General features: G+C 69.8%; 12 protein-coding genes. 3 read left to right on the top strand and 9 right to left on the bottom strand.

From position 1 onward, the window contains the following. Positions 1 to 229 precede the first annotated feature (229 nt). The 7 genes from ACVNF4_RS11545 to ACVNF4_RS11515 all read right to left on the bottom strand — a co-directional run bounded on the left by ACVNF4_RS11545 (position 230) and on the right by ACVNF4_RS11515 (position 6,781). Positions 230 to 1,036, bottom strand: coding sequence for a bestrophin-like domain (locus ACVNF4_RS11545; protein WP_461802650.1), 807 nt, complete (start codon positions 1,034 to 1,036; stop codon positions 230 to 232). A 175-nt stretch (positions 1,037 to 1,211) separates the two neighbouring features. Next, positions 1,212 to 1,766 (bottom strand): hypothetical protein, encoded by a 555-nt coding sequence (locus ACVNF4_RS11540; RefSeq protein ID WP_461802649.1) that lies wholly within the window; start codon positions 1,764 to 1,766, stop codon positions 1,212 to 1,214. A 45-nt stretch (positions 1,767 to 1,811) separates the two neighbouring features. Next, the gene (locus ACVNF4_RS11535; protein ID WP_461802648.1) at positions 1,812 to 2,249 is read right to left on the bottom strand and encodes a hypothetical protein; all 438 of its coding nucleotides are present in this window, start codon (positions 2,247 to 2,249) and stop codon (positions 1,812 to 1,814) included. A 10-nt stretch (positions 2,250 to 2,259) separates the two neighbouring features. Continuing rightward, positions 2,260 to 3,063 (bottom strand): hypothetical protein, encoded by an 804-nt coding sequence (locus ACVNF4_RS11530; protein ID WP_461802647.1) that lies wholly within the window; start codon positions 3,061 to 3,063, stop codon positions 2,260 to 2,262. 49 nt (positions 3,064 to 3,112) lie between these two features. Beyond that, positions 3,113 to 3,541 carry a hypothetical protein gene (locus tag ACVNF4_RS11525; RefSeq protein ID WP_461802646.1) on the bottom strand — a complete coding sequence of 143 codons (429 nt, stop codon included), beginning with the start codon at positions 3,539 to 3,541 and terminating at the stop codon, positions 3,113 to 3,115. Positions 3,542 to 3,614: 73 nt separating this feature from the next. Then, a complete protein-coding gene (locus ACVNF4_RS11520) occupies positions 3,615 to 5,183 on the bottom strand; it encodes a phenylacetate--CoA ligase family protein (protein WP_461802645.1) in 1,569 nt (522 codons plus the stop codon). Further along, complete coding sequence (locus ACVNF4_RS11515; protein ID WP_461802644.1) at positions 5,180 to 6,781, bottom strand: pyridoxal phosphate-dependent decarboxylase family protein; 1,602 nt, start codon at positions 6,779 to 6,781, stop codon at positions 5,180 to 5,182. Before ACVNF4_RS11515 ends, ACVNF4_RS11520 begins: the two co-directional genes overlap by 4 nt. Positions 6,782 to 7,179: 398 nt before the next feature. Between ACVNF4_RS11515 and ACVNF4_RS11510 the strand changes: the two genes are divergently transcribed. Further along, complete coding sequence (locus ACVNF4_RS11510) at positions 7,180 to 7,329, top strand: hypothetical protein (protein ID WP_461802643.1); 150 nt, start codon at positions 7,180 to 7,182, stop codon at positions 7,327 to 7,329. 206 nt (positions 7,330 to 7,535) lie between these two features. On the opposite strand, the gene ACVNF4_RS11505 is transcribed toward ACVNF4_RS11510, so the two are convergent. Beyond that, on the bottom strand, positions 7,536 to 9,881 hold the full coding sequence (locus tag ACVNF4_RS11505; RefSeq protein ID WP_461802642.1) for a beta-L-arabinofuranosidase domain-containing protein: 2,346 nt from the start codon (positions 9,879 to 9,881) through the stop codon (positions 7,536 to 7,538). A 101-nt stretch (positions 9,882 to 9,982) separates the two neighbouring features. Beyond that, positions 9,983 to 13,240 (bottom strand): S8 family peptidase, encoded by a 3,258-nt coding sequence (locus ACVNF4_RS11500; RefSeq protein WP_461802641.1) that lies wholly within the window; start codon positions 13,238 to 13,240, stop codon positions 9,983 to 9,985. A 210-nt stretch (positions 13,241 to 13,450) separates the two neighbouring features. Between ACVNF4_RS11500 and ACVNF4_RS11495 the strand changes: the two genes are divergently transcribed. Both ACVNF4_RS11495 and ACVNF4_RS11490 read left to right on the top strand, forming a co-directional pair. Next, a complete protein-coding gene (locus tag ACVNF4_RS11495) occupies positions 13,451 to 15,004 on the top strand; it encodes a TIGR02677 family protein (RefSeq protein WP_461802640.1) in 1,554 nt (517 codons plus the stop codon). Then, positions 15,004 to 16,953, top strand: a 1,950-nt coding sequence (locus ACVNF4_RS11490; protein ID WP_461802639.1) for a TIGR02678 family protein, incomplete at its 3' end; no start/stop codon positions are given. The genes ACVNF4_RS11495 and ACVNF4_RS11490, both read left to right, overlap by 1 nt.

Genomic DNA, 16,953 nt, shown 5'->3' with positions numbered 1-16,953 from the left:
ACCTGCCGTCAGCACCAAAGGCGGCGCCGAGCCACGTCGATGTACGCGATGACCTGCGCGTTCCACGTACTTGACCGGCTGCACCACTGAGCGGGACGCCACCGCTGGCTGACCTTCCATCAGGAGCCGAGGCCCGTGAGCCAGGCAGCCACACTCCCAGGAAAGACAGCAGCTTCTGACCGCTGTGCACCGCCGTGAAGGGGCGCGTGTCCGCAGGCGGGCCGGCGGATCAGGTCTTGGTATCTCTGCCGTCCGCGTCGCACGGCAGCGTGCCCGTGGGGTGGTCGACGGCGTAGTCCTCGGCGATGTCCTTGGCGGTCTCCCGCATCGCGTCGCCCGTGATGGTGATCCGCCCGGAGAAGGGGTTGTCGATGTCCTCGATCAGCAGCAGTGACCCGGTGAACAGCACCGCCAGCACACCCAGCAGCGCGAGGTGGGAGGGGCCGCGGGTGCGGGGCAGGCCGAAGGCGAACGCTCCTACCGTGGCTGCCAGGGCGACGACCATGAACCAGTAGACGAGGGTGGGGATGGCGGGGCTCGCTTCCGAGATCCGGGTCTGGCGGGCCTGGGAGCGTTCGTCATCGGCGGCTACCAGGAGGGGGAAGGTGGTGTCTCCCTTCCGGGCGAGTTCCTTGAAGTGTCTGCGGAAGTCGGTGGACCACGCTGACGCCACGGGGGACTTCTCGCCGCCTTCGGCCATGAGGGGCCATTCGACGGCCTCGATGGCCCGCGAGTAGCAGACGGCGTCGGCCTGGAGCTGTCGGCGCTGTGGTTCGGACGCGTAGTCGGCCACCTCGTAGAGCTGGTCGACACGGCCCGCCTCGGCTTCGACGGCTGCCGAGGCGGAACCGTACGACTCGGCCGCGACGACGATGACGAAGGCGACCAGGAGGACGGCGAGTGTCTCCAGCGGGCTGATCAGGTCGCTGACGGATGCCTCGTCCTCGTCGTCACCGGCGTGGCGCCGGCGGCGGAAGTGGTTGGCGGTCAGGCCGACTGCGAGTGCCGTCATGATCGCCGCCACAGTGATGATCATGGTCAAGGTCATGGTTACGGCCTATGGGGATCGGGACGGCCCCCGTCGCGCCTTGTCCCACCTTGTGGTGGGGTCAGGAGCGACGGAGGTGTCCAGGCGGACCGGCGACAGGCGGTTGAACGGACTCCTGCCGCTGAAGGGGGTGTCACCCGTCAGCGGCGGGCCGGGAGGGGCGTCATACCGCCACCACCCGCAGGGCGGGGTGTTCCTCCGTGTTGAGGTAGACCCGCTCCTTCTTGCCGTCCTGCTCCAGCTCCACCACGAGGCGGTAGCGGTACAGGCCGGGCTTCGCGGTGCTCAGCACGGTGCCGGCCCAGTAGTAGTAGACCGGGGTCAGCGGGGAGCGCATACGGTCCGGGCCGCCGTAGATCTTCAGCTCGGTGAGCAGCTTGGTCTCGGCGACGTCTTCCTCGTCGCCTTCCTCGATGTCGAGGACGACGATGTTGTTGATCTTCGGCATGGGCGGCCAGGTGCCGTCCAGGCGCTTCTCCATGTCGATCGGGCGGATGATCCAGTTGATGACCTGGCCCTGCTTGCAGACGGTCTCCAGCGCGTGCGTGCCCTGGCCCACGCCGCCGATGCTGTTGTCCATCATGTACATCGCGCCGCGCAGGGTCCCTGTCTGGACCGCCTTCTCCATGTCGACGAGCGTGACGACGTTGAGCTGGACCGAGTTCAGCTGACCGGGGTTCTGCTTCTTCTCCGCGGGGTTGAGCGTGGTGGTGCTCATCAACATTCTCCTTCGGTGCGCCGTTGAGCAGGCTGCGGAGCGCGCTCAACCCACCAGGGACGGTGACTGGACGGTGGTGATCGGTTCGGTTCTCGTGCCGACCTGGAAGCTGATCCGGTAGGGGACGGCGCCGCTGATGTCCGTCTTCACCTTGGCCGTCCAGAACGAGACGTCGGTGCCCGGGTACACCTTGCGCTCCGGCTCGCACACGCTCTTGTCGATCTCGATGGAGTCGATGGCGACATGCGCCTCGCACTCCAGGGCGATCGTGCTCCACAGCAGCTGATCGCCGCGCTTGACCTTGGTCCTCAGCTGCTCGGTGCCGAAGCCGGTCGAGCCGCCGGCCTTGTTGGTGTCGTAGAAGTACACCTCGCCGCTGGTGCTGTCACTCGCCAGGATGCCGACGGCGTCCACGACGGCGGTGATGGTGATCGGCCGGGCGGTGGCCGTCGTCTTCTTCTTGGACTTGGTGTCCGTGGCCATCTGCTGCTCCTCAGCTCTGGGGTGCCATGGGGGCGGGGGCCGGCTGGGGCGGGACGGGGAGATAGCCCATGCCCGCCTTGGTGAAGCCGTTGCGCTTCGGCTCGGTGACGATCTTCAGCGTGGACCGGCAGGTGAAGTTCACCGGCGTCCACTCGACTTCCCCGTCGCGCAGCACCAGGTCGTGCAGCTGGATCCGCACCGTGTACGTGTAGGTGCCGGGCCGGGAGGTGTCCACGGAGGCCGCCCAGTACCAGCCGTCGGTCACCAGGTCGGGAGAGCCGTACTCGGCCGGGTACATGATCTTCTCGTCCACGGCCTGGCCGTAGATGTCGGTGATGATCGGCGGCGGGTAGTTGTGGACCTGGTCGCCCACGTCGGTGACGACGTTTCCGGTGACGTCCAGGATCTTCTCGCCCTGGTGGCCGTTCCCGCGGGTCTTGGTCCGTTTGCCGAGCGCCTTGCGCACACGCTCCAGCTGAGCGGCGTCGGGGGCGCCCTTGCCGTCCAGGAGGGCCTCCAGGTCGGCCAGCGCCTCCTCGTCGCTGAGCCGGGAGCGTTCGGCCTGGTAGCCGCGCGGCACGCTGGGCGGGAGGGAACCGAGGCTGTACGGCAGCCAGTTGAGTACCTGTTCGGTCGCCTGCGAGCCGTCCTGCCAGTAGGAGCCGTTGATCGCGGAGACCAGGTTCTCGGTGCCCTGGTTCTCGGAGCCGTGCAGTTTCTGGTTGTCGAACCAGTAGGTGTTGCCGCTCAGCGTCTTGTCCGCCAGCGCGTTGGCGGTGTCCACGAGCACGATGATGCCTAGTTGCTGAGGCATGAACCTGCCTATCTCGTCGAAGGGTTCGTGACGGGCGTACCGGGCGCGGTCACACGCACATCAGCGCGGGCGAGTCGATGTACATGACGCTGTTCCTGCCCTCGTACATCTGGAGTTCCAGGCGGTACCTGTGCGGCACTCCGGTGCCCATGAACGACGGGACGATCCCGGCCCAGATGTTGAGGTCGAGCTTCTCGCCCTCCTCGTCCCAGTGGGACGGCTGGTATTCACCGTCCGCATCAGGGGAGCTGAGGAACGTGACGCTCTTGATCTCCACCGGAGTCTGGAGGTCGACCGCGAGGGCCTGCCACTGGACGACCTGGCCCGGCCGTACGACGGTGCACAGGTTCGGCGTTCCCTGCCCGGTGCTGTGGAAGGGGCCGTCGTCCACGAGCGACAGATTCCCGTTGAGGAGGGTGCGGTCGGAAAGCGCCCCGATGCTGTCGACCAAGGCGACGATATTGACTTGCGGCTTCATTCTTGCTCCTGTCCTGAGCGGCGTTGTCCTGGAGTTGCGGGTGCGCGGAGGCGGGGAACTTTTGAGGGGACGGCTACTGCCCGCGGTCCCGGACCAGCGGCACCTTGCCCACGTCGGTGCGCTCGACCTCGGGTGACCCCTTGGACACGAACTGGACGCGGAAGCCGTATCCGGTCTTCTCGATGGACGCCGGATTCGCCTCGCCGTGGTTGAACAGCGACAGCGCGCGGGGCAGCACCTTCAGGAAGACCCGCCGCGTGCCGTACGGGCCGAGCATCGCGTCCGTGCGGTACGTGGCGTCCTGCGGGTTGTCGACGGACACCAGCAGCGTGAGGAGCTTCGCCTCGCGATGGTTGACGAACTGGAGGTCGTGAGCCGCCGTGTCCAGATCCACCACACCGGCAGCCCGCAACTCCTCGCCCAGCCCGGCGAGCGCGGCCGTGGCCGAGTACTGGCTGTCGTTGAGATGCAGTACGTCACCGGTGCGGCCGGCGAACTCGAACCGGTCCGCCTTCAGCCCCGGACCGTTCAGCCGCGATCGGCGGATCATCCGGTCGCCCAGCTTGAGCCGCAGCAGCGGCGCCTCGTGCGCGTGCAGCCGTGTGACGACCAGCTCGCCCTCGGCGCCTTCGGGGACCCAGCGGCCCTGCTCGTCGACGATCTCGACCAGATGCAGGCCCGGCACGGCCGACAGCTCGGGTGCGCCGGGGTCCAGCTGAAGCCCGATGGTCTCGGCCTGGGTGGCCGCGAAGTAGCTGAGGATCTCGACGTTCGGGTAGACCGCCCGCAGATCGGCACGCCCCCGCTGCGGCAGCACCCCGCTGCCGTACAGGGCGAGCCTGAAACTCTCCCGCGCCGCCTGGTTCATGCCCGCGCCGAGCTCGCTGAGAATGGCGATTCCGGCGGTGATCCCCATCAGGGCCTTGGGCCCGGGGTAGGAGAACATGTGCTCCAGGACCGGAGCGGTCACGGGGCCCGCACCGATGTAGTTGACGCCCGGCACGTTCTGCAACACCCCGCCGACCATGGTGCCGCTGCTCCACATCTGGTAGTCGGCCAGCGTGGTGTAGAGCCACTTGGGCCCGGCGCCCGTCAGCCTCGGGGCAAGCTGGTAGGCGCCCATGAAGTGACCCGCGACCTGATACGTGTCCCACAGTTCGCGCAGCGAATACACCGTCTCCAACGGGCGCCCGCTGCTCGTTCCCCCGCTCGCCACGATCTCGAAACCACCGCGGTCGAGCGGGACGACCATGCCCTCGCGGTCGTCCATGAAGAAGTCGCGCTGCGCGTTCTTGTCCGCGAGCGGAATCGACTGCCACTCGTCGAGACTGCGCGGCGCCCCGGTGATGCCGGCACCGCGCAGCGTGCTGCGCCAGAGAGGGTTGAGCAGGACGGTGTGGACCATCTGCTGGAGCCGGCGCAGGACCAGCGCGTCCTGCACCTCGTGCGGGATCTGGCTGTAGGGCGTCCCGAGGACGCGCGCACACTCCCTCATCTTGCTCAGGAAGGAGGGCAGCTTCTCGACGGCGTCGACCGAGTCGGGCTTCCATTCCCCGTCCGGGATCAGCCAGTTGGCCAGCTGGACGGGGTTCTCCGGGACGCCGGGAGCTACGGCAGTGTACGGAAAGGCGGTTGCGGTCATTGTTCGTTCCCCGTTCGTCGCCGCAGCAACTCCCGCCCGGCACGACGGATCTCGTCGAGCAGCATACGGAAATGCGCGGCCGTGATTTCGTGATTCATCATGACGACACGCAGAGCGGCGGTGCCGTCCACATCCACCTTGGAGATGAAGAATCTTCCCCGCTGTTTGACGTGGTCCCGGATTTCCGTCTGGAATGTATGCACATCCTTCGCCTCCAGTTCTTCCGGGTGGTAACGGAAACAGAGGATGTTGGATTCCGGAGTGTGCAGCGTACGGAAATCCGGCTCGCCCTCAAGGATGCGATGGGCTTCTCCGGCCAACCGGCACAGATGCTCGGTCTTCTGCGCGAACAGGGCCGGGCCGAACAACGCCCAGAGGGTCCAGAGCGTCATCATCATCGGACGCTTGGTGCACTCGAAATTCTTGTCCCCGTTGTCGAGTGACGAGTAGATGTCGGGATTCTCGTCGAAGACGTAGCTCGCCTCCTGACGGAAAGCGCCGAGACTGTGCCGGCGGTCCCGGTAGAAGAGCATCGTGCACGGGGCGGGCACATACATCATCTTGTGCGCGTCCCAGGTCAGGGAGTCGGCCTTCTCGATCCCGCGCAGTCGGCCCCGCAGCCGCTTCGAGACCAGCAGGCTCGCCCCGTGCGCCCCGTCCACGTGCAGCCACATGCCCCGCTCCCGGGCCAACTCGGCGAGCTCGTCGAGCGGGTCGAAGGCGCCGACGGCCGTGGTACCTGCGGAGGCCACCAGGCAGAACACCTTGAGCTGCCGCTCCTCGGCCCGGTCGAGGGCGGCTCGTGCGCCTTCCGCGCAGATCCGCTGCCGGTCGTCCAAAGGCAGTCGGACGATCTGCTCCGCGCCGATACCCATCACCCCGGCCGCACGCTCCACGCTGTAGTGCACGTCCGCACCGACCGCGATCGCGGGCCGGCCCGCTTCACCGCGGGGCGGGCCGCCCTCCGTCCAGTACGACGGGAAGTGCTGGTTGCGGGCCGCGAGCAGGGCGGTGAGGTTGGCCAACGATCCACCCGAGGTGGTCACCATGGCGAAGGTGCCGGGCGCCCAGCCGATGAACTGGTTCAGCTCCTCGGCCATGATCCGCTCAGCGACGTTGGGCAGTTGCCCGGCCTCGTAGAAGGAGGACGGCTGGTTGACGGTGGAACTCACGAAGTCGACGACCGAGGCGAGGGGCACGACCCCGGAGAACTGCCGGCCCATGTAGCCCGGTGAATGCACCGGAATTCCCGTGCTCACGTAGAGGTCGAGGATGGCTTTCAGCCGCTCCGCGTCGAACTTCGCCACCTGCCGGGAATCCGTGGTCATCAGTTCACGGGCGACCTGGGTCAGTACGGCCGGGTCGGTGAGGCGTAACCCGCGCACGGAGTGATCGGCCAGATGCTCTTCCAGTAGAGCGAGCGCGGTTTCGGAACTCTCACGGAACAGTCCGGGATCGAAAGTGGCGGCGAAGTCACTCTCCCGGGACGGTGCGGGCGGGGGAACCGTCGGGGTGCGCTGTTGAGACGGAGTGCATAAGCCCGTCGTCGGAATTTCTTCGGCAAGGAGGGGGGCGGGCTGATATCCGGATTCCGGCAAGAGGTCCTCTTCGGGATCATGAAGATATGATCGACGTGCATGAGTGACATGGGAGCGTCGAATGCGCAACGCGTGAGCACAGCATTTCTCCTTGTGTGCATATGCGTCTACTCGCATCACCCGAATGGTCGGCGCGTGCTCTTCAGCGGAACACCATAAGGTTTTTTACTGATCCCGGTTGACCTCTGTGATCTTCGGGTGGTGTATTGAAAATCCGAGAGGGAAAGGCTGCGGCGCAACCACGCGACACCCGTTTCATGACGGTCCGTCAACTCGATGACATCATGTTCCGGGCGGAGCCTTTCGGTTCAACGGATGTTTCGCTTCAACCCCCCGCCACCCACCGCACCCCCGCGACCACGCACAACAGCAGGGCCGGAAGTGTCCACCACCACGGCATGGTCGTCCGTACCGAGGGGATCAGCCGGAGCGCCGCTGCGGTTCCCGCCGCCGCGATGGTGAGGACGCACGACAGGACGATTCCGGCGTACGCGTCGTCGTCCCAGGTGCCGGAGGGGGTGATGGTCAGTGCCGTCCAGCAGAAGTAGGCGGCGATGAGGGTGAGCAGGGTGAGGGGGACGGCGAGGACCAGGCGGAGGCAGCCGCAGCCGCTTTCCGTCGCCGGGTGGAGGTTTCCGTCGGCGGTGTCGTGCGGCTGTTCGTGTTCTCGCGGATGTCGTCCATGTCCATGGGTCAGGTTCTTTGCCGCTTCGCCTTGGAGCGCTGTTCACGGTACGTCAGTACGCCTGCGGCGTCAGCGGATCAGACGCACCCCCCGCACCAGAACACCGCTCCCCGTCCCGACCGCCTCGAAGCGCACCTCGACGACGTCGACGGAGCGATCGGCGGGGAGGGGAAGGACGTGGGAGGTCTCGGAGTCGAGGTCGTGGCCGGGGGTGAGGGTCGTTGCGGGAACCCCGTCGATCAGGACGCGGGTCGGGCCGGACTCCGGGGAGGTCAGGTAGGTGATGTGGAGGGCCGTGGCGGTGAGGGCCGGGTCGGTGAGGTGGTAGGACCACCAGCCGGTGGCCGCGCGCCAGCGGAGCCCGTCGGTGTGGCCGGACCAGGTGTGGTGGCCCGTGAAGTGGTGGTCGGACTCGGGCTGTTGCTCGCCGGCGGCGACGGAGTCGACGGTACGGCCGTGGAGGGCGAGGGAGCCTGCGTCGGCCGTGCGGAGTTCCGCGCGGCGTTCCGGGAGGCGGTCGGGGTGGGCGACGGGGAAGTAGAGGTGGTAGCGGGAGTCGTGGAGGCCGGCGAAGGGGACGAGGGTGACGGGTTCTCCCGAGGGCGCCCGCGCGTGGTCCAGGGTGAACACCAGGCGGTCGGGGGAGAGTTGGCGGACGCCGGCCGGCAGGTCGCAGGCGTCGGCGGCGAGGACGACTGGAGCGTCCGCCAGCGGGCGGGGCGGGCCGGCGGCGACGTGGCCCATGCGGGAGCCGTCGGCCAGGAGCCCGGCGAGGTCGTCCCGGTCCCCCTCGGCCGCGAGAACAGTGGGCCCGAACCGGAACGACACCCACGGCGACCCGTCGGGGAGCAACTCGGCGCTGACCCGCGGACGAAGCCGCACGGTGACGGTGTCCCCGGCCCGCCACCGCCGCTCCAGGCGCACGTACGTCACCCCTGGAGCGACGGCCTCGGCCTCCGCCGCGACGATGTCGGCCCCTGGCGCGACGGCCTCGGCCCCCGCCTCGACAACCTCGGCCCCCTCCGCCGGCGCACCGTTGACCCGCACCCCCAACTCCCCTTCGTGCCACCCCGGAACCCGCACATGGATCGCCACCGGACCGGCGGGAGCCGCCCGTACCACCAGACAGGCCTCCTCGTCATAGGGCGCCGTCCCGGTCTGCTCCAGGACCAGATCCCGGTCCGGCAGGCTGAGCCGGGAAGCGATGAAGAGGTTGACGAAGAGATCGTCGCCGTCGGCGGTGTATATCAACTCCCCGTATTTGGCATGGTTTTCCAGACCGGTGCCGACGCAGCACCAGAAGCAGTTCTGGGCCGTGGACGCCACCCGGTAGTGCCCCGGCCTGACCGGCGTGAAGTACACCAGCCCGCCCCCGGGCCGCACGGACGACAGGATGTGGTTGACCGTGGCCCGCTCGTACTGGTCGAGCACCTCGGCATCGGGCCGTTCGAGGAACAGCGCGCGCCCGAGCTTGAGCATGTTGTACGTGTTGCACGTCTCGGGCCCCTCCGGCGACTCCAGGGCGCAGCTGAAGTCGTCGCGTGGATGCAGGTGTTCGCGTACGGAGTTCCCGCCGAAGGAGAACGTGCGGTGGCGGACGACGCTCTCCCAGAAGAACCGCGCGGCGCCCCGCAGCCCGGGATCACCGGCGACCTCACCGAGCCGCTGGTATCCGACGGCCTTGGCGATCTGCGTGTTGGCGTGCAGCCCGTCGAGTTCGTCACGCCGTTCCCGCAACGGCCGCAGCAGCCCCTGATCGAGGAAGCGCCCGGCGAGGAGGGCGTACCGATCCACGCCGGTGAGCTCGGCGAGTTCCGCGAGCACCTCGCACATCCCGCCGAACTCGGTGCGCAGCATGGCCTCGTGGACGTCGTCGGACATCCCCGACGCCACCTCGTCCCACCAGTCGGCCAGCCGCCGCACAGCGTTCAGCGCTGGGACCGAACCGGTGTACCGGTGGGCATCCAGCAGCCCGGCGAACAGCTTGTGCAGGTTGTACCAGGGCACCCAGGCGCCGCCGAGCTCGAACGAGTCCCGTTCCACCTGCCCCGCCGCGACCCGCTCCCACAGCCGCACCCCGCCCGGAACACCCCCGACGTATCCGGTGCCGAGGGCGTCCTGGCACTCGACGACACCCCGGACGAGCCGCTCGGCCAGGGCCGACGGCCGGGGGTCGTCCGTCACCGCGCTCATCAGGGCGGCACCCGACAGCGCGTGCCCGACGGTGTGGCCGTCGAGCCCCGAGTTCTCCCAGTTGCCGTAGGACTCGGCGACCGGCGGCAGCCCGGCCTCGCGCCGCAGGGGAGCGAGCAGCCGGTCGGGGTCCAGGGAGAGGAGGTAGTCGAGCGCGCCGGTCTGCGCGTCGAGGAAGGGGCCGGGCAGGAGGCGCACCGTGCTCCGGGGAAGTGACCGCATGGCTGTCCGTCTCCTTCGTTCGACCGGGTCAGCAGCTCACAACGCAGACGGCGGGCCCGGCACTTGCCGGGCCCGCCGCCTCAAGAGGCTACTTCAGAGGGTCACTTGCCGAAATACGCGTTCCACACGGTCACGTCGGACGTGTTCCCCTGCTTGTCGGTGATCGCGTACCGGAAGGAGATCGCCTTCCCCTTCGCCGGGTTCTTGTACGTGATCTTGCCCTTGGCGAGCGAGACCTTCGTCCACCGCTTGCCGTCGTAGGAGACGGACACGGCGAGGGACTTGAGGTTCTTGCCGGCGGCGGAGCCCTGGACGGTCACCGGGGCGGAGACCGAGCGGGCGGCGGGGGCGAGGCCGGACAGGTCGACGGGGGCGGCGATGTGCAGGGTCGAGGCGGCCAACCGGGTTTGCTTGGCGGCCGACTTGGAGGAGAAGGTCCAGGCCGCGTCGATGCGGTTGGAGGTCGGGAACACCGAGGCGGAACGGGTCACCGTCGCCGTCAGCCGGTACGACGCGTTCGCCGCCGGGACCTTGAACGGTGCGAGGCCGAGCAGCGGATCGTTGAGCGAGCCGACCTTCTTGCCGTTGCGGTACAGCGTGGTGGTGCCGGACATGGACGGGGCCAGCCCCACGTGCCCGGCCCCGTCGGCGAACACCGGCAGCCCGGCGTAGATGTCGTTGCCCAGGCGGAAGATGCCGAAGTTACCGTTGCTCAGGCGCGGGGCGACGACCGGGGCGTTGAAGGTCTCGGTGTAGCTCTTGCCGGCGGCGTAGGCGCGGCTGTCGGTCATGCTGTACTGGGCCTCGGCGATCGGCTCCCCGGCCGCGTCGGGCTTCGGGGCGATCTGGAAGAAGTGGAGGCCCCAGCGGGCACCTTCCCCGGCAGACAGGTACAACGTCCGGGTGCCGGGCAGGCGTTGGAAGAGCGGGGAGTTGAACGAGAAGGTCCCGTCGGCGAGTTGGCCGGAGGCGAGCAGCGCACCCGTCCGGTTCTTCGACGAACTCCCCATCCCCACCCGGACGGTGGCGAGCTCGGCGGCCCGGTACTGCTTGCTGATCGCGCCGAGCTTGGTCACTTTCCGGGAAGTGATGACGTCGTACTCGGCGCCCGCGCCCTTCTGCCACTGACCGAACCAGTACTGCGAGAGACCCTTGGTCACCGCCGGACCCAGGTGCGCCGTACGGAGGTTGGCGAACGAGGTGACGTCGAAGCCGAAGTCGGTCTCCGCCGGCGCGAACGTGTAACCCGCGGTGCCCATGACCTGCTTGGCGGCCTTGTCCGGAACGCTGATGGACGACGCCCGAGTTGTCGTCAGATCGAGCGTGAGGGCGAGGTCCTTGCTGACGTCGAGCGACGGCTGCGCGACCCAGTCGAGGCCGCCCTCGTCGGAGTCGAGGGCCTTCCCGCTGAGCGAGTTCAGCAGGTAAGTCCCCTTGCGCACCCGGAGTTTGACGGTGTCGGCGGTGGACTGGGTCGCGTAGTCCTGTCCGCTGCCGAGCCCGGCGAACCCGGTCAGGTTGGTCAGGTGGACCGGCGTCCGCCCGGCCCGGTTCACGTACTTGACGGTCACGTCGTACGACTGGACCTCGCGCAGCACGCTCACCGTCGAACGGACGTTCTGCCCGCCGCCGTTGGCGACGACGTACCCCGAGTAGGTGCCGTCGAGGGTGCCGCCGAGCCGGGTGTCGAGCGTGACGTCGACGGACGCCGAGCCGTTCGCCGGGACCGTCACCTCGTTGGCACCCAGCTTCAGGAAACCGGCGGGCGCGGTACGGGAGTTCGGGCCGGTGGCCGACCCCGTCAGCTTCAACGTCACGTCCGCGGCACCGGAGTTGGTGTAGGTGAGCCGCTTGGTGACCGGGGTGTCGTCCGTGTGCGGCCACTGCTGCACACCGAAGTTCAGCGCCGGCTGGTCGGCCAGCACCGTCTGCTTGACGGCGAGGTCGACGGCGATCCGGCCGCTGCCCTGCTGGTTGGAGTTCAGGCCCGAGGTCGGCTTCGACGAGCCCATCAGCGCCGACTTGAGCTGGGCCCAAGTCCAGTCCGGGTGCTGCTGCTTGAGGAGCGCCGCGGCGCCCGCGACATGCGGGGTCGCCATCGACGTACCCGATATGGACATGTACCCGGCGGGCCCCTCACCGACCTCCGCCGCGATGGCGTTGCCGGGCGCCGAGGCGGCGGTGATGGACACGCCGGGCGCGGTCACGTCGGGCTTGACCGAACCGTCGGCCGTCGGGCCCTTGCTGGAGAAGTCCGCCAGCAGGTTGTTGCCGTCGACCGCGCCGACGGTGAGCGCGTTGGCCGCGCTGCCGGGGGAGCCGATCGTCCCGTCGCCGTCCTCGCCCTCGTTGCCGGCGGCGATCGCGAAGAGGATGTTCTTCTGCTCGGAGAGCCGGTTCACGGCCTCTTCGAGCGGGTCGATCTCGGCGGTGTCCCCGCCGCCGAGGCTGAGGTTGACGATGGAGGCGCCCTGCGCGGCGGCCCACTCCATGCCGGCCAGGATGCCGGAGTCCTCGCCGAAGCCCTGGTCGTCGAGGACCTTGGCGTTCAGGATCGTCGCACCCGGCGCGACCCCCTTGTACTTGCCCTTCGACTTCGCGCCGGTGCCCGCCACCGTGGACGCGACGTGCGTGCCGTGGCCCTGGCGGTCCTTCGCGTCGGGGGAGGCCGTGAAGTTCTTGGCCGCGCCGACCTGACCCTTCAGGTCGGGGTGGGTGGCGTCGACTCCGGTGTCCAGGACGGCGATCTTGACGCCCTTGCCGGTCCAGCCGGACGACCAGGCGGCCGGTGCGCCGATCTGCTTCACCGACGAGTCGAGGGCCGCGCGGCGCACGCCGTCCAGCCAGACGCCCGCGACGCCCGCGGCGGTGCGGTTCCCGTCGGTCACCGCGTCCCAGAGCTTCTCGGGCTCGTCACGGTCGGCCGAAACAGCCTGCGCGTCAAGGGACTTGATGGTCCGGCGCACCGTGGCGGCGTCCTCGACGTCGGCCCGCGCGGCGGCGGCCCTGCCCCGGTAGCCGACGATGACCTTGAGGCCGTTCTGCTGCGACGACTTGCTCAACTCGGTGATGTCGAACAGCCGTTGGTCCAGCTTGCCGGAGGCGATCAGCGCGGCGGCGTCGGTCGGCACGACCAGCGTACGGTCCTTGACCTTGCGTATCTGGAACGGCACCCGCTCCCGGCCCGGAGCCCGCTCCACCCCCTTGACCCGGCCCGCGCCGTCCACCACGACCCGGTCCCCGGTGATCAGCGTCAGCCGCTTGTCCCCGGCGGCGAGCGCCCCCGGCCTCCCGGCCGCCGGACCCGCCGCCTGCACCGGCGCCGCCGCACCGAGCGCGAGACCCGTCAGGGCCGTCATCGAGACCAGCGCGAGACCGGGTCTTCTCCAGTGATTGGGCAAGGTACCCCTCCAGGGTGAACCATCGCTTGTGCGTTCGGTTCACAAGATTCTCACAGGGACTTTGTGGTTCCTTGACCAGGGGGATTCGGCCGATCATCGGCGCGAAACCGCTGCCGGGACCCGACACCCCCCGGCGCGTTGTCAGTCACGGTCCGTACTCTCGTGGGTATGGAGGGGAACGACTTGTCCGGGGCGGGGGAGCGGCTGAATGTGTACGCCTACCTCACCGCACCCGAACGCCTGGAGTACATAGCGATCATGCGGGTGTTCTGCGGCACGCTGCTCGCCGATCTCTCGGTGCCGGACGTCCTGACGAAACTGGACGGCACCGGACCCGACGCCGAGACGCTGGCCGTCCGGCTGGAGAGACTGGTCGGCTGGGGAAACCTGCTGCGCACCACCCACGCGGTCAGGGCCACCAGCATCGCCGACTACCAGCGCTCCCGCTCCCGCTACCAGCTCTCCAAACTGGGCGAACGCGTACAGCGCGACGCGGACGAGGTGCTGGCCGGGGCCGACGCCGCCCGCGAGGTGAGCAGCGAACTGCTCGCACTCGTCGACCGGGGCCTCGGCGAGATCGTCACCCTGGCCTCCGCGCCCGGCGGCGGCGACCCCCAGCAGGCGTGGGAGCGGATCAGCACCCTCTTCGTCCAGTTCGCCGAGTTCGCCGAATCGGTACGGGACTTCTACGCCTACCTGGGCCAGGTCCTGGCCCGCTACGACCTCGACGGCGCCGAGTACCAGGGGTTCAAGGAACTCCTGCTGGACTACGTCGAGGCGATCACCGAGGACGTCTCGCTGCGCGCCCCGCGCATCGCCGCCCACCTCGACGCGGTGTGGCCGCACCTCCCCGCGCTCCTCGCCCGCGTCGACGCGCACGCCACCGGCATCGGAGCCCTCGCCGAAGCGCTGCCCGAGACCCGGGTGCAGCGCAGCAGGGGGCGGGAGCAGGCGGACTGGGAGGGGCTGCGCGACTGGTTCACCGACAGCGGTGGACTCGGACACGGCAGCCAGGTCGACCAACTGCGCGACGCGACACTGCGGGCGCTTCAGTCACTGCTCGCCAACGCCAAGAGGATGCTGCGCTCGGCCTCCGGCGAGATGTCCCGCCGCAAGGACCTGCTACGGCTCGCCGCCTGGTTCGACGCCGCCGAACCCGAGGAGGCCCACGACATCGCCGTCGCGGCCTTCGGCCTGTACGGCGCACGGCACCTGGGCGTCGCCCCCGACCCCGACCACACCGTTCCCGCGTACGTCAGCTGGTGGACCGGGCCCGTGGTCGACGTGCCGGTCGCGCTGCGCGAGCGCGGCAGCCGGTCCCCGCGCGGACGGTCCGCGGCGGTCGAGGACCACACCGAGCAGAAGCGCCGCCTCGTGGAACGGGAACGCGAGCGGGCCGAGGCGCGGCGGGCCGCGGCCCACGAACTCCTCAGCGCCTCCGGCCGCTTCGACCAGGTGAGACTGAGCGCACCGGCCATGAAACTGCTGCTGGAACTGCTCACCACCGCCCTCGGCCAGGCCCAACTGCGCAAGTCCGCCACCGACTTCACCCTCGACGGCGCCCAGGCGAGCGAAACGGACCTGGGCATCCGGCTGACCGCGTGGCGCACCCCCGGCCGGCCCACACTCCTGCGCTCCGTCGACGGCGACCTGACGGCGGACGACCTCACCCTGGCCGTCGAGCGCGCAGCCGCCCCCGCGTCCCAGGAGGCGACCGCCTGATGCCGCTCCCCTCCACCCACGACGTCGCCCTCGCCGCCGAACGCCGCGCCGCCGCCCGGCTGTTGCTGGCCCACCCGCTGATCACCAGCACCGGCCCGCACCGCGACACGTTCCCACTCGTCCGTAAGCACGCCGACTGGCTGGCCCAGCGTTTCCAACAGGTCTTCGGATACCGCCTGTTGGTCGACGCCGGATACGCCCGCCTGTTCAAGGCGGGCCTCGGCCCCGGCGCCGGTCACCGCCTCGAACGCCCCTCCACCGGCACGCCGTTCACGCCACGCACGTACGCGTACCTCACCCTCGCGCTCTCCGTCCTGGTCACCGCCCCGGAACAGCTCCTGCTCTCCCAACTCGTCGCCGACCTGAGGGCCGCCGCCGTCGACGCCGGGCTGGAGATCACCGACAGCGGACGGCAGGCCGAGCGCCGCACCCTCGCCGCCGCGCTGCGCCAACTCGTCGACTGGGGCGTCCTGTCGGAGACCGAGGGCCAGGTCTCGGCGGTCGCGGAGGACGGCGGGGGAGAGGCGCTGCTGACCGTCGACCGGGACATCGCGCGAGCCGTCGTCGCGGGGCCGCTCACCCAGAGCCGCGACGGCGCGGACCTCGTCCGGCGGGCGGCCGACCCCGGGTTCGGCGGGCCCCGCACGTACGTCCGCCGACGGCTCGTCGAAACCCCCGTCGTCCACCTCGACGACCTCACGGACGCCGAGCGCGAATGGCTGCGCACCCGGCAGCGCCGCGAGGCCCAGGCGTTCTCCGAACTCCTCGGCCTGGAAGCGGAGATCCGCGCCGAGGGCATCGCCCTCGTCGACCCGGACGCCGAACTCACCGACCTCCACCTCCCCGGCACCGGCACGGTCGCGCAGGCCGCGCTGCTGCTGGTGGGGCGGCTCGTGGACCGCCTGCGCCCGGAACACCCCGCCGGCGGCCGGCTCGTCATCGGCGTACCTGTCCCCGAAGGCCTGCCGTCCGAACTGCTCGGCGAACTGATCGAGGAGTACGGCAGGCGCGGCGGCTGGCAGCGCGGACTCCTGGAGGACCGGGACGGCTTCCTCGCCGCCGTCCTCGACCACCTCACCCGCATGCGCCTGCTGGCCCGCGCGGGTCCCGTCCGGGCCGACGGCCACGGACTGCCGGAGGCGTACGAGGCGAAACCCACCGACAGCCGCACGGCCACGGACGTCTCAGGAGCGCGCCCCCGAGACGGCGCGGCAACCTGGACCCTGCTCGCGGCAGCGGCACGCTACGCGACGACGGTGACGGTGAACCCCCGCAGAACCGCTACCGCGGACCCGACCACCGCCCCCGGCCGAGCCGTCGCTCCCGGCTTGGCTGCCGCCTCCGCCCCGATCCCCGGGCCTCGCCGAGCTGTGGCCCCCGGCCTGGCTGCCGCCTCTGCCCCGACGGCTGCTGGGCCTGGGACGTCTGAGCCGGCTCCGGCCACTGAGCTCACGTCGGTCTCCGAGCCGGGCCGATCCATCGGGCCCGCTCCGGCTGCCGCCTCTGCCCCGACGGCTGCTGGGCCTGGGACGTCTGAGCCGGCTCCGGCCACTGAGTCCACGTCGGTCTCTGAGCCGGGCCGATCCATCGGGCCCGCTCCGGCTGCCGCCTCGGCTCCGGCCGCCGGGCCTCGTCGAGCTGTCGGCCCCGGCTTGGCTGCCGCCTCTGCCTCGGCTGCTGAGTCCGGGACGTCTGAGTCGGCTCCGGGCACTGAGTCCACGTCGGTCTCTGAGCCGGGCCGATCTATCGGGCCCGCTCCGGCTGCCGCCTCCGCCCTGGCCGCCGGGCCTCGTCGAGCTGTCGGCCCTGGCTTGGCTGCCGCCCCTGCCCCGACGACCGCTGAGTCCGGGACGTCTGAGCCGGCCCCGCCCACTGACCCCACGTCGGCCACCGAGCCCGCCCCACCCATCGGGCCCGCCCCGGCCACCGCCTCCGCCCCGGCCCGCCCA

The sequence above is a fragment of the Streptomyces sp. S6 genome (assembly GCF_054880855.1).
This window is presented reverse-complemented; position numbering and strand designations above follow the sequence as displayed.